10 protein-coding genes and 7 tRNA genes are annotated in these 13,008 nt (G+C 42.4%); 8 read left to right on the top strand and 9 right to left on the bottom strand.

Annotated features, from left to right (window positions below; genetic code table 11):
- Positions 1-98 precede the first annotated feature (98 nt).
- The gene (gene rsmD / locus A9260_RS09835; protein WP_373604475.1) at positions 99-692 is read left to right on the top strand and encodes a 16S rRNA (guanine(966)-N(2))-methyltransferase RsmD; all 594 of its coding nucleotides are present in this window, start codon (positions 99-101) and stop codon (positions 690-692) included.
- Positions 693-694: 2 nt separating this feature from the next.
- A complete protein-coding gene (locus tag A9260_RS09830; RefSeq protein WP_068698526.1) occupies positions 695-964 on the top strand; it encodes a DUF1145 domain-containing protein in 270 nt (89 codons plus the stop codon).
- A 106-nt stretch (positions 965-1,070) separates the two neighbouring features.
- Here A9260_RS09830 and A9260_RS09825 read toward each other — a convergent pair.
- The 5 genes from A9260_RS09825 to A9260_RS09805 form a co-directional block, all read right to left on the bottom strand.
- Positions 1,071-1,147: transfer RNA gene (locus tag A9260_RS09825), tRNA-Pro, on the bottom strand.
- Positions 1,148-1,200: 53 nt separating this feature from the next.
- Positions 1,201-1,276, bottom strand: a tRNA-His gene (locus tag A9260_RS09820).
- Between the two features lie 48 nt (positions 1,277-1,324).
- Positions 1,325-1,401 (bottom strand) — tRNA-Pro (locus A9260_RS09815).
- A gap of 53 nt (positions 1,402-1,454) precedes the next feature.
- Positions 1,455-1,530 (bottom strand) — tRNA-His (locus A9260_RS09810).
- A gap of 44 nt (positions 1,531-1,574) precedes the next feature.
- A tRNA-Arg gene (locus A9260_RS09805) sits at positions 1,575-1,651 on the bottom strand.
- A gap of 287 nt (positions 1,652-1,938) precedes the next feature.
- Between A9260_RS09805 and A9260_RS09800 the strand changes: the two genes are divergently transcribed.
- Positions 1,939-2,352 (top strand): c-type cytochrome, encoded by a 414-nt coding sequence (locus A9260_RS09800; protein WP_068698524.1) that lies wholly within the window; start codon positions 1,939-1,941, stop codon positions 2,350-2,352.
- A gap of 46 nt (positions 2,353-2,398) precedes the next feature.
- On the opposite strand, the gene rep is transcribed toward A9260_RS09800, so the two are convergent.
- Complete coding sequence (gene rep / locus A9260_RS09795) at positions 2,399-4,414, bottom strand: DNA helicase Rep (protein WP_068698522.1); 2,016 nt, start codon at positions 4,412-4,414, stop codon at positions 2,399-2,401.
- Positions 4,415-4,581: 167 nt separating this feature from the next.
- Between rep and A9260_RS09790 the strand changes: the two genes are divergently transcribed.
- The 4 genes from A9260_RS09790 to ubiK all read left to right on the top strand — a co-directional run bounded on the left by A9260_RS09790 (position 4,582) and on the right by ubiK (position 9,748).
- The gene (locus A9260_RS09790) at positions 4,582-5,154 is read left to right on the top strand and encodes a TetR/AcrR family transcriptional regulator (protein ID WP_068698520.1); all 573 of its coding nucleotides are present in this window, start codon (positions 4,582-4,584) and stop codon (positions 5,152-5,154) included.
- 15 nt (positions 5,155-5,169) lie between these two features.
- On the top strand, positions 5,170-6,270 hold the full coding sequence (locus A9260_RS09785) for an efflux RND transporter periplasmic adaptor subunit (RefSeq protein WP_068698518.1): 1,101 nt from the start codon (positions 5,170-5,172) through the stop codon (positions 6,268-6,270).
- A gap of 10 nt (positions 6,271-6,280) precedes the next feature.
- Positions 6,281-9,352, top strand: a complete 3,072-nt coding sequence (locus A9260_RS09780) for a multidrug efflux RND transporter permease subunit (protein ID WP_068698516.1) — start codon at positions 6,281-6,283, stop codon at positions 9,350-9,352.
- 138 nt (positions 9,353-9,490) lie between these two features.
- A complete protein-coding gene (ubiK, locus tag A9260_RS09775; RefSeq protein ID WP_068698514.1) occupies positions 9,491-9,748 on the top strand; it encodes a ubiquinone biosynthesis accessory factor UbiK in 258 nt (85 codons plus the stop codon).
- A gap of 128 nt (positions 9,749-9,876) precedes the next feature.
- On the opposite strand, the gene ilvC is transcribed toward ubiK, so the two are convergent.
- On the bottom strand, positions 9,877-11,361 hold the full coding sequence (gene ilvC / locus A9260_RS09770; RefSeq protein WP_068698512.1) for a ketol-acid reductoisomerase: 1,485 nt from the start codon (positions 11,359-11,361) through the stop codon (positions 9,877-9,879).
- A gap of 138 nt (positions 11,362-11,499) precedes the next feature.
- Here ilvC and ilvY point away from each other — a divergent pair, with 138 nt between their 5' ends.
- A complete protein-coding gene (gene ilvY, locus A9260_RS09765; protein ID WP_068698510.1) occupies positions 11,500-12,387 on the top strand; it encodes an HTH-type transcriptional activator IlvY in 888 nt (295 codons plus the stop codon).
- A 324-nt stretch (positions 12,388-12,711) separates the two neighbouring features.
- Here ilvY and A9260_RS09755 read toward each other — a convergent pair.
- Positions 12,712-12,788: transfer RNA gene (locus A9260_RS09755), tRNA-Trp, on the bottom strand.
- Positions 12,789-12,867: 79 nt separating this feature from the next.
- Positions 12,868-12,944 (bottom strand) — tRNA-Asp (locus tag A9260_RS09750).
- Positions 12,945-13,008 lie beyond the last annotated feature (64 nt).

The raw sequence follows: 13,008 nt of genomic DNA, 5'->3' as shown, positions 1-13,008 counted from the left end.
TGTACGTTCAATTAGCGATGATTAATCTCGTATTTACGAGTACAATTTTAAAATAATCAATAGAGTATGATACCACTTATTCCATGGCCAGAAATAGCATGAGAAAACATCAACACTCCTCTTCACCAAAAAATAACAAGAGTTCGGGGTCAATTCGCATTATCAGTGGTCTTTGGCGTGGCCGAAAGCTTCCTGTTCATGATGCTGAAGGCTTACGCCCAACGACAGACAGAGTGAAAGAGACATTATTTAATTGGATTGCTAGTGACATTCCAAATGCACGCTGTCTTGATCTTTTTGCAGGTTCAGGCGGATTAGGCTTTGAATCAGCCTCAAGACAAGCAGAAGAAGTAACCTTGATAGAGCTCAATAGCAGCGCTTTTCAGCAACTGCAAAAAAATGCACAGGCGGTTAAAGCGACCAACATCAACGTATTGAATCAAAATTCATTAAATTTCTTGAAACAACCAGCCAAGCCATACGATATTGTGTTTATTGATCCCCCGTTCAGACAAGGTTTATTAGCAGAAAGTATTGAGCTACTAGAAAACAACGGCTGGCTAAATCCTCAAGCACTAATTTATATTGAAACCGAGAAAGAATTGGAAATGCCAACTTTGCCAGATACCTGGCAGTTACACCGAGAAAAAGTGGCAGGTCAGGTTAGATTCCAACTATTTATAAGAGAATAATAATGAAATACCTTTTGATGTTAGCAAAGGCTGCGATTGCATTCGTATGGCTTGTACTGCTGTTCAATATTGTGCATCCATTTCCAGGAAAAGCAGCCATAGCACTTTACATAATGACTGCTTTCTTACTTATGATGCACGGTCTGCAATCTGCCATATTTTTAGGTGCTTTTGGCGATAAAGTGAAGCTAACGTCTTGGGAGAAATGGTCCATATTAATCTTTGGCATCTTTGCTCTATTGGATATTCGCCGAAAACATATGATGGATTAGGTTCTGGGTAAAAACACAAAAAACGCACTTTCGAGTGCGTTTTTTTGTATTTTATAATCCTAAGAATGTAAAAAAGCCCCACTCTTTCGAGTGGGGCTTTATATAGTGGTCGGTGAAGAGGGATTCGAACCCCCGACCCTCTGGTCCCAAACCAGATGCGCTACCAAGCTGCGCTATTCACCGACAAAGTTTCGTTTTAGTTAAACTAAAACAGGAAACCGAAGTTACCTAAAAGATGGGGTGGCTAACGAGATTCGAACTCGCGACCACCGGAATCACAATCCAGGGCTCTACCAACTGAGCTATAGCCACCATCAATTTTTTTATAATCACCGCGTTTATTGCCATGACTAATTGTAGTGGTCGGTGAAGAGGGATTCGAACCCCCGACCCTCTGGTCCCAAACCAGATGCGCTACCAAGCTGCGCTATTCACCGACAAATTTCGTTTCGATTAAAATCAAAACAGGGAACCGAAGTTACCTAAATAATGGGGTGGCTAACGAGATTCGAACTCGCGACCACCGGAATCACAATCCAGGGCTCTACCAACTGAGCTATAGCCACCACTATTTTTTTGCCAATATTCCGTTTCAAAACAAGCTTCCGGATGGTACGCCCGAAAGGATTCGAACCTTCGACCTTTGGCTCCGGAGGCCAACGCTCTATCCAGCTGAGCTACGGGCGCATGCCCTATCGGCGGAGTGGAATAATACGGATATCACAGTTTGCCGTCTAGTACTTTTTTTGATTTTTTTTGTGTTTGCGCTTTTTTTCAACGAAAACGAACACTAACTCTCTATTTCTAGATGTGATTTAAGCCTCGCCCTAGAAAAGATATAGTTTAATGCAACATTCATAAGATATATAATCACTTGGCATTTACAACACCATAACAGTTAGTTGTTTCATTTGTGCGACCTAGATACAAATACTCAACTGGTTAGCGCTTACCTAGGAATTAAAAGAGAATTATTGGATATGCCTCGTAAACTTATTACTTTATTTACAGTCGCGCTTGTTTTTTCTAGTGCTAGCTTCGCCTCATCGACTCAAACCGATAATGATGCCATTGCAGAGCGCATTAAACCGGTAGGCAATGTTTATGTCGCAGGAGCGACACCTGAACCAGAAGCTATCGCGACTGGCCCTCGAGATGGCGCTGCAGTATATGGCATGTTTTGTACTGCTTGTCACAGCTCAGGTGTAGGCGGTGCGCCAATCACCAATAATGCGGCTGACTGGAATGACCGTATAGCACAAGGTAAAGACACGCTTGTAAGTCATGCAATCAATGGCTTTAACGCTATGCCTGCTCGTGGTGCATGTATGGATTGTAGTGATGATGAAATCATTGCTGCTATCGACCATATGATTTCAGATCTTTAATACTGACCGTCATAAATGAAGAAAGATGGCCAAAGCCATCTTTCTTTTATTTTTTGAACATTGCCCTAAGGTTGGCGATATGGGCTTGGCCCTTCTCCATCCGCTCTTCTTTAGTTTGTTCTTTTTTCTTCACTTCCCATTCAAGATCATCAAACGGCAGTTCATCTAAGAAACGGCTTTGTGTCGGCTTAATTAATTCACCATACTGACGTCGCTCTTTGCATACCGTAAAGTTCAGCTCTTTTTGAGCACGAGTAATACCCACGTACATTAAGCGTCGCTCTTCTTCTACGTTATCTTCATCGATGCTAGTTTGATGAGGTAAGATCCCCTCTTCTGCTCCCATGAGATAAACATACGGAAACTCTAATCCCTTTGATGCGTGCAATGTCATCAATTGAACTTGGTCAGCCTCTGCATCATCCTCACCGCGCTCCATCATGTCGCGTAGTGTTAAACGCTGTACGACTTCTTTTAAAGTTTTCTCTTCCTTGTCATAGTTATCACCTTCAAGATCAGCCACTATCCAATTATAAAGCTCCGAAACGTTCTTCATTCTCATTTCAGCCGCTTTTGGGCTCGCTGATGTTTCGTACAGCCAATCTTCATAATGAATGTCACGAACTAGGCTACGCACAGCATCTACGGTATTGCCACGCTCTGCATTGTCACCCACGCGAACTAGCCACTCGGTAAAGCGTCTTAGGCTTTCTAATCCTTTACCTGATAGTGTTTGCTCTAGTCCCATCTCAAACGATGCCTCAAACAAGCTCTTGCCACGCATATTGGCATAGCTCCCGAGCTTCTCTAATGTTACTGGGCCTATCTCTCTACGAGGTGTGTTCACGATACGTAAAAAGGCATTATCATCATCAGGATTCACCAGAACTCGCAGATAGGCCATTACGTCTTTAATCTCAGCTCTTGAAAAGAATGATGTGCCACCAGAAATACGATAAGGGATTCGGTTTTGCATTAGCGACTTTTCAATCAAGCGCGATTGATGATTACCACGATAAAGAATGGCGTAATCTTTATAATGAGTTCGGTTTACAAACTTATGTGCAATGATCTCACCAGTGATACGTTCGGCTTCATGATCTTCATTCTTCGCCATTAATACTTTGAGCTTTTCGCCATCAGGGATCTCTGAAAAAAGTCTCTTTTCATACACGTGAGGATTATTAGCAATCAAAATATTGGCAGAACGTAAGATACGACTGGTTGAACGGTAGTTTTGCTCAAGTTTAACCAGTTTAAGGTTTGGATAATCCTCACCTAACAACACCAAGTTCTGTGGTTTCGCGCCACGCCAAGAATAAATAGACTGATCATCATCGCCAACAACCGTTAAGCGACCACGCTCACCCACCAGCAATTTAACCAATTCATATTGGCTAGTATTGGTATCTTGATATTCATCGACAAGTAAATAACGAATACGAGCACGCCAGCGCTCTCGCACTTCTTCATTCTGCTTAAGCAGTAATACGGGCATCAGTATTAAGTCATCAAAATCTAACGCGTTATACGCCACCATCTGACGCTGATACATTTCAAAGCAATCAGCAAACAATGTATGTAACTCACCTTGTGCAGAAGCTCTAGCTTGAGCTGGCGTTAACATATCGTTTTTCCAGTTAGAAATCGTACTAACTAGCTGGCGCAGCAGGTCTTTATCCCCTTCTAAAAGATCTTCTGTCAGCTCTTTTAGCATTGATAGTTGGTCTTGGTCATCAAACAGGGAAAAACCAGCTTTAAGACCTAGCGCTTTGTATTCACGACGAATAATATTGAGGCCTAATGTATGGAAGGTAGAAACCATTAAGCCTTTAGATTCATTTTTACCGAGAGTTTGTGCAACCCTCTCTTTCATTTCTCGCGCAGCTTTATTGGTAAAGGTCACCGCCGCAATATTACGAGCTTTGTAGCCGCACTGCTGCACTAAATACGCTATTTTATTCGTAATCACACGGGTCTTACCCGAGCCAGCACCAGCCAATACAAGGCATGGCCCAGACACAAGCTTTACCGCTTGATCCTGTTGTGGATTCAGTCTCATAACACTACCGAGATATAAAAAGGGCTACAATCATACTGCCGACCCTCTTTATTTCCAATTGAATTTTCCTTTTCACCAAGCTTACCTATGCTTACAAACAGTTGCATTTATCGATTACTTACATAAAATGAATGAACGTTCATTCATTTGGGTGAAATTATTACTACATGGCATCTAAAAACAAACGCCAAGATATCTTAGAGGCTGCTGTGACCATATTAGGTCGAGACGGCTTTAATGGTCTTTCAATACAAAAATTAGCCAAAGAAGCCAACGTTGCTACCGGCACTGTTTATCTTTATTTCAAAGATAAGGATAGAGTAATTGCAGAGGTCAGGCTGTGGCTGGCAAAACTATTTTCGGACATTATTCAAAAAGGAGTGTCATCTGAGCAATCTCTTTATGAGAGGTACAATACGATGTGTCACAACGTATGGAGTATTGGGGATTCCCATTTGGGGTTACTAAAAACTCAAATTCAATACGAATCTTTACCTACACCACTCAGTATTGAAGTCCGTAATTTAGAAAAAAAATTATTTAATCAGCTTGTTAGCCTTTATGACGAAGGCAAGCAATCTGGCGAAATTAAGAATTTACCCGATTCTGTCTTATATAGCCTTAGCTTGGAAAGCTGTGTGGTTCTTACACGCAAACATTTCCAAAAACTAGAGCCTATCGACAATGCAACCTATCAACTAGCAATCCAAGCAAGCTGGGACGCTATTACATTTAAATAACTGGAGAACAGTTCCATGAAAAAGTGGATACTAATCATGCTTATTATTGCTATCGCTCTATTCGGTAGTGTGATTGGCTTTAACATGTTCAAACAACAGAAGATCGCGGAATACCTAGCCAATCGTCCAGAGCCAGAATATCCAGTAACCACCATGAAAACGGCGGCAGAAGAGTGGACACCGAGTATTGATGCAATTGGTTTTATCGAGCCACTGCAAGGGGTGACTCTAACAGCTGAAGCTAGTGGTATTGTGACCAAAATTAATTTTGTATCGGGTCAACAAGTTTCGAAAGGTGACTCATTAGTACAACTGGATTCCGATGTTGAAAAAGCCAACCTACAAAGTGCTCAAGCTCGCTATCCAGCTGCAGAAGCAAAATATAAACGTTACAAAGGTTTATACAAAAAAGGCGCTATCTCTAAAGAAGGTTTTGACGAAGCTGAAGCTTCTTATCTGTCTTTGAAAGCTGACATTATTGGCCTAAAAGCAACCATTGATCGCCGTGATGTCAATGCGCCGTTCACCGGTGTCGTAGGTATTCGCGGAGTAAATCTTGGTGAATATATGCAGGCAGGTAGTCGCATTGCAAGGCTTGAAGATATTAGTGTTATGCGTATGCGTTTCACTGTGTCACAAACGGATATTTCTCGCATTAACATCGGTCAATCAGTTCACGTAGCCGTGGATTCTTACCCTGGTGTTCACTTCAACGCGACCATTTCAGCCATAGAACCTGCAATTAACTATCAAAGTGGCTTGTTGCAAGTACAAGCTGATATTCCTAACGCGCAAGGTAAGTTGCGTTCTGGTATGTTTGCTCGAGCTAAAATAGTGCTACCTACTCTGACCAACCAGGTTGTATTACCACAAATTGCGATCACTTATACCTTATACGGTGACAGTGTATTTGTACTCGATGAGAAAACTCAACGAGTCGCGCAACGAGTCATTAAGGTTGGCGAAAGAAGCTTAGATAAAATCCGTATTCTAGATGGTGTTAAACCTGGCGATATCGTTATAACGTCCGGTCAAATCCGATTGAGCAATGATTCTAAAGTGAAGATTGTAGAAAGTGATGCCACTACACCTCCTTCTGAAATTCCAATGCTGTAAGGGATAGACAATGCGATTTACAGACATTTTTATTAAGCGTCCCGTACTTGCACTTTCAATTAGCTTTTTAATAGCGCTACTTGGATTGCAAGCCATCTTTAAGATGCAGGTGCGTGAATACCCTGAGATGACCAATACCGTTGTCACAGTATCAACCAGTTATTACGGTGCGAGTGCTGACTTAATTCAGGGGTTTATCACTCAGCCCCTAGAGCAGGCGATTGCGCAAGCTGACAATATTGACTTTATGACATCTCAGTCAGTTCTTGGTGGTTCAACCATTTCTGTCACCATGAAGCTCAATACCGATCCTAACGCTGCATTAGCCGATATATTGGCAAAAACGAATGCCGTACGATCTCAACTGCCAAAAGAGTCCGAAGACCCGACAGTAACAATGTCAACGGGCTCAACAACGGCGGTTATGTACATTGGCTTTACCAGTGATGAGCTGGCTTCTAGTCAAATAACCGATTACCTTGAGCGGGTGATCAATCCACAGCTATTTACGGTTAATGGCGTATCTAAAATTGACCTATACGGTGGTGTGAAATACGCCCTACGTGTATGGCTAGATCCTGAAAAAATGGCAGGATTACAGCTAACTGCCACCGATGTCATGGGTGTGTTAAACGCTAATAACTTCCAATCCGCGACCGGACAAGCAACCGGTACTTTCGTTTTATATAACGGCAGTGCTAATACTCAAGTTGCCAGTGTTCAAGAGCTAAAAAATCTAGTCGTGAAACAAGACAAAGGCCAAGTTGTTCGCCTAAGTGATATTGCCAAAGTGACTCGTGAAAAGAGTCATGATGTTTATAGAGCAAGCGCTAACGGTCAAGAAGCCGTTGTTGTAGCGGTAAATGGTGCGCCTAGTGCTAACCCAATTAATATCGCACAAGATGTACTGAAGCTATTACCACAACTTAAGAAAAACCTTCCAAGTAACATTAAAATGGAAGTGATGTATGACTCAACAGTTGCAATCAATGAGTCTATCTATGAAGTAGCAAAAACCATTATTGAAGCGGCATTAATCGTACTTATCGTTATTACTCTATTTTTGGGGTCTTATCGCGCGGTACTGATTCCTATCGTCACCATTCCTCTGTCTTTGATTGGTGTTGCGATGTTCATGCAGGTTCTTGGTTTTTCCTGGAACTTAATGACCTTGCTGGCAATGGTATTAGCCATCGGTCTAGTGGTCGATGATGCCATCGTAGTACTAGAAAATGTGGACCGGCATATTAAGCTAGGGGAAACGCCGTTTAGAGCTGCGATTATTGGTACGCGAGAAATTGCTGTTCCCGTTATTGCTATGACGTTAACACTAGGCGCAGTATACGCTCCTATTGCTTTGATGGGAGGCATTACAGGTTCACTGTTTAAAGAATTTGCCCTCACCCTTGCAGGTGCAGTATTTGTTTCCGGTATTATCGCTCTGACACTCAGCCCAATGATGTGTTCGACCATACTCAAGCAAAACGAAACTCCGAATCGCTTTGAGCAGTTTGTACATAAAAAACTCGACTCGCTAAGTGAAGCCTATGCTTCTGCATTAAAATCTGTCATGCAGCATAGATCGGTTGTGGTTGTGTTTGCTTTGATTGTATTTGGCAGCCTTCCATTGCTATTTAAGTTTATCCCAAGTGAACTTGCTCCTTCGGAAGATAAAGGGGTAGTAATGATGCTGGGTACAGGCCCATCTAACGCTAACCTTGATTATCTGCAAAACAGTATGAACGAAGTTAACAAGGCTCTTAATGAGCAACCAGAGGTTGCGTACGCGCAGATCTTTACTGGTGTACCAAGCTCTAACCAAGCATTTGGTATCGCATCATTAAAACCTTGGAGCCAACGTGAAGCTAGTCAATCTGAAGTAACCAATAGAGTATCAGGTTTGGTTTCAAACATTCCTGGCATGGCAATTACCGCCTTCCAAATGCCGGAGTTACCAGGTGCAGGTTCTGGCCTTCCATTGCAGTTTGTTATTACCACACCAAGTAGCTTTGAGAGTCTATTTCAAATTGCGACGAATGCATTAGCTGAAGTCACAGCCAACCCGCAATTTGTCTATTCTAATTTGGATTTGAATTACGATTCAGCCACCATGAAAATTACGATAGATAAAGACAAAGCCGGTGCGTATGGCGTTACCATGCAAGACATCGGTATCACTCTAAGTACTATGATGTCCGATGGTTACGTCAACCGAATTGACCTTTATGGACGTTCATATGAAGTGATTCCACAGGTAGAGCGTAAATACCGCTTAAACCCTGAATCAATGAATAATTATTATGTTCGTTCCTCTAATGGAGAGTCAATTCCACTTGGTAGCTTGGTCAGCATTGATGTTGTTCCTCAACCTCGTACGTTGCCTCACTTTAACCAATTGAATTCAGCCACAATTGGCGCGGTACCGGCTCCTGGAGTCACCATGGGTGATGCTATTGCTTGGTTTGAATCTACAGCAGTAGAAAAACTGCCAAGCGGTTACAATCACGATTACATGGGTGAAGCCCGTCAATTTGTTACCGAAGGCAGTGCTCTTTACACCACCTTCGCGCTAGCGATCGCGATTATTTTCCTAGTACTCGCTATCCAGTTTGAATCCCTACGTGATCCACTGGTTATCATGGTATCAGTACCACTTGCAATCAGTGGCGCTCTAGTCGCTCTAGCGTGGGGACTGGCGACCATGAACATCTACTCGCAAGTTGGGTTGATTACCTTGGTCGGCTTAATCACCAAGCACGGAATATTAATCTGTGAGGTCGCAAAAGAAGAGCAGTTGTATCATCAGCGTAACCGTATTGATGCCGTCATGGCGGCGGCTAAAGTGCGTCTAAGACCTATCCTAATGACCACCGCGGCAATGATTGCAGGTTTGATACCTCTAATGTATGCCAGCGGCGCAGGTGCGGCTCAGCGCTTTAGTATCGGTATTGTTATTGTTGCAGGCCTATCAATTGGTACGATATTTACCTTGTTCGTATTGCCTGTCATTTACAGCTTCATCGCTTCAGTGCATAAACCTCTGCCTGTGTTTGATGAGACCGAAAACAGCAGTTCAAACTGATGTTAATTGTTTAACGAATATAGGGCTCAGCAATGAGCCCTTTTTTTATAGTAAAAATGAATGTCTGCGCTGATTTTGCTTGCGACAAAGCGCAGTGAATTGCTTAGAATACAATAAAAATTATGGAGAAGTACCCACATGTTTGACCCAAAGAAATTAGAACAAATTGCAAAGCAAATTCATGAATCAATGCCTCAGCCAGTCAAAAACTTAGGCACAGATGTCGATCAAAAAGTACGTCAGGTGATTCAATCTCAATTGAATAAATTAGATGTGATTAGCCGTGAAGAATTTGAAGTGCAGACTCAAGTGCTACTGCGTACACGTCAAAAGCTAAATGAGATGGAAAAGAAAATGGCAGATCTAGAAGAGAAGCTAGCTAACAAAGACGCTTAAACACCTTTTCTATACACAGAGAAAACATCAAATAAAAAGGCTTGGTATATGCATACCAAGCCTTTTTGTTTTTAATATATTCTTTTAAAAGTGCTACTGAATTTAAAGTAACACTTAAAATTCGGTGATTAACCGCCTACTGCGATACGCTTCATGTCAGTCATGTAGCCACGAAGTTCTTCACCTACGTACTCAACTGGGTGATTACGAATTGCTTCGTTCACTTCAATCAAACGTTGGTTATCAACGTAGTTAGACTCTTCATTCAAGCCTTTACCAATTACGTCAGTTGCAACTGAAGGCATGAATTTTTCACGTAGAAGTGGCGTTGCTACGTTAGCAAACAGATAGTTACCGTATTCTGCTGTATCAGAGATAACAACATTCATTTCGTATAGACGCTTACGTGCAACAGTATTAGCAATCAACGGAAGCTCATGTAGAGATTCGTAGTATGCAGACTCATCAATGATGCCTGATGCAGTCATTGCTTCAAATGCCAGTTCAACACCCGCACGAACCATAGCAATCATTAGAATGCCATTGTCGAAGTATTCTTGCTCAGTAATTTCAAGATCAGAATCAGGGTAGTTTTCAAACTCAGTTTGACCCGTTTCTTCACGCCATTTGAATAGGTTCACATCATCGTTAGCCCAGTCAGCCATCATAGTGCTAGAGAACTCACCTTGGATGATGTCATCCATGTGCTTGTTGTATAGCGGACGCATTAGGTCTTTTAGCTCTTCAGAAAGGTCAAAAGCACGAATCTTAGCTGGGTTTGATAGACGATCCATCATGTGAGTGATGCCACCAAACTTCAATGCTTCAGTAATTGTTTCCCAACCGTATTGAAGAAGTTTACCTGCGTAAGTTGCATCGATGCCATCAGCAATCATCTTCTCGTAACATACGATAGAACCGGCTTGCAACATACCACAAAGGATAGTTTGCTCACCCATAAGGTCAGATTTAACTTCAGCAACAAAAGAAGACTCTAGACAACCTGCGCGATGACCGCCAGTACCAGCCGCCCAAGCTTTAGCGATATCCCAACCTTCACCTTTAGGGTCATTTTCTGGGTGAACTGCGATTAGTGTTGGAACGCCAAAGCCACGTTTGTATTCTTCACGTACTTCAGTACCCGGACACTTAGGCGCTACCATCACAACAGTAAGGTCTTCACGAATCTGCATGCCTTCTTCAACAACGTTGAAACCATGAGAGTAACCAAGAGCTGCGCCTTGCTTCATTAATGGCATTACTGTTTCAACTACGTTGCTGTGCTGCTTATCTGGAGTCAGGTTAACAACTAGATCTGCTTCAGGAATTAACGTCTCGTAACTACCTACTTCAAAGCCATTTTCTTTCGCATTTTTGAAAGATTGACGTTGCTCATCAATAGCCGCTTGGCGTAATGCATAAGATACATTCAAGCCAGAATCGCGCATGTTCAAACCTTGGTTCAAACCTTGAGCACCACAACCTACGATAACCACTTTCTTACCTTTTAGGTAATCAGCTTCTGTAGCAAATTCAGAACGGTCCATAAAACGGCAACGACCCAGTTGGTCCAATTGCTCACGTAGGTTTAGCGTGTTGAAATAGTTAGCCATGAGGGCTCTCCTTAAAAATTCTGTCCATAGTTCGGCTTTATTTGCCGATTGATTTCATACTAAATCAGGTTGAAAGTTGCTTAAAGTGATATATTCACAACTAATCATTGCAAATTGTGCAACAAGAAGATTACTCAAATGAACATAAAAAGCCTACAGATATTTTTACATCTTTCCGAAAGTAAGAGCTTCAACAAGACTGCATCAGCGATGCACATGAGTCCTTCCGCTCTTAGTAGGCAAATAAAGCGTTTAGAACAAGAAGTCGGGCAGGTGCTTTTCATTAGAGATAATCGAAGTGTTGATCTAACAACAGCAGGAAAAGAGCTTTTACCTACCGCCCATAGCATAGTGAATCAATGGCAAACATTTACTCACAATTTCTCTGATCAACAAGATGTATTAAAAGGCGAGATCCGTCTATTTTGCTCAGTTACAGCAAGCTACAGTCACCTGCCTCGCTTACTTTCAGAATTTCGTCTGCTCCACCCATTAATAGAATATAAGCTCAGTACAGGCGATCCTGCTCAAGCCATCGACCGAGTTCTCAATGATAAAGCCGACATTGCCATTTCTGCTGAAAGCGATCAATTACCGTCAAGAGTTGCGTTTGAGAATATTAGCGAGATCTCTTTATCGGTGATTGCGCCTAAAGGCGTCGCAAATATAGAAAGCATGCTTACCGAACCCATTGATTGGAATAAAGTACCCTTTATTATTCCTTCAGAAGGAACCGCAAGAGACAGATGCAATACTTGGTTTAAGCGCAGTAAAATAAAGCCAAATATCTACGCTCAAGTTTCAGGGCATGAGGCGATTGTGAGTATGGTAGCTCTAGGGTGTGGTATCGGTATCGCACCAGATGTAGTCATTAACAACAGCCCCGTAAAAGATCGCATTCAAAAGCTTGACGTTGAACCTGTCAAACCATTCAAACTAGGCGTTTGCTGTAAACGATCTCAACTCAGCAATCCTTTAATAAAAGCACTATGGCATGTGGCCGTAGCAAACTACACAACAAGCTAAACCGAGCAAGGTTCTGGGATTCTGGGATTCTGGGATTCTGGGATTCTGGGATTCTGGGATTCTGGGAAATACTGAACATCAAAAGCAAAAGCAATTCGAGCGAACCATATTTCTATTGTGGCATCCGCTATACTTTCCATTCCCATAAAATCCAGACGTAAAAAAGGCCCCAACATCGCTGTTAGAGCCTTAATCATGGCAGGGGTGGAGAGATTCGAACTCCCAACACGTACGCTCTTATGTGGGGGGAATCCGCTGCGCTTTCCATTCGCATAAAATCCAGACGTAAAAAAGGCCCCAACATTACTGTTAGAGCCTTAATCATGGCAGGGGTGGAGAGATTCGAACTCCCAACACGCGGATTTGGAATCCGCTGCTCTGCCAATTGGAGCTACACCCCTAAAATCTTCGCTGAAGTAGCGATTTTTCTCATACTTCAGATTCAGAAAAACCTCGCAAAGCGAGGTTCTCTAAAATAAGTGGCGGAGTGGACGGGACTCGAACCCGCGACCCCCGGCGTGACAGGCCGGTATTCTAACCAACTGAACTACCACTCCGCAGTGGTCAACTCACTAAGTGAGCGTCCATATCTACAGATTCTACAATCTATAGATTTAAATT

Origin of the sequence: Vibrio sp. UCD-FRSSP16_30 (assembly GCF_001676025.1) — a bacterium.
In the GTDB taxonomy this organism is placed as follows: Bacteria; Pseudomonadota; Gammaproteobacteria; order Enterobacterales; family Vibrionaceae; genus Vibrio.
This window is presented reverse-complemented; position numbering and strand designations above follow the sequence as displayed.

Bases quoted from the DNA above. Each gene is read 5' to 3' on its own strand.
- A9260_RS09785 (WP_068698518.1), top strand. From the start codon at position 5,170: ATGAAAAAGTGGATACTAATCATGCTTATTATTGCTATCGCTCTATTC.
- rsmD (WP_373604475.1), top strand. From the start codon at position 99: ATGAGAAAACATCAACACTCCTCTTCACCAAAAAATAACAAGAGTTCG.
- A9260_RS09830 (WP_068698526.1), top strand. From the start codon at position 695: ATGAAATACCTTTTGATGTTAGCAAAGGCTGCGATTGCATTCGTATGG.
- rep (WP_068698522.1), bottom strand. From the start codon at position 4,414: ATGAGACTGAATCCACAACAGGATCAAGCGGTAAAGCTTGTGTCTGGG.
- ilvC (WP_068698512.1), bottom strand. From the start codon at position 11,361: ATGGCTAACTATTTCAACACGCTAAACCTACGTGAGCAATTGGACCAA.
- ilvY (WP_068698510.1), top strand. From the start codon at position 11,500: ATGAACATAAAAAGCCTACAGATATTTTTACATCTTTCCGAAAGTAAG.
- A9260_RS09790 (WP_068698520.1), top strand. From the start codon at position 4,582: ATGGCATCTAAAAACAAACGCCAAGATATCTTAGAGGCTGCTGTGACC.
- ubiK (WP_068698514.1), top strand. From the start codon at position 9,491: ATGTTTGACCCAAAGAAATTAGAACAAATTGCAAAGCAAATTCATGAA.
- A9260_RS09780 (WP_068698516.1), top strand. From the start codon at position 6,281: ATGCGATTTACAGACATTTTTATTAAGCGTCCCGTACTTGCACTTTCA.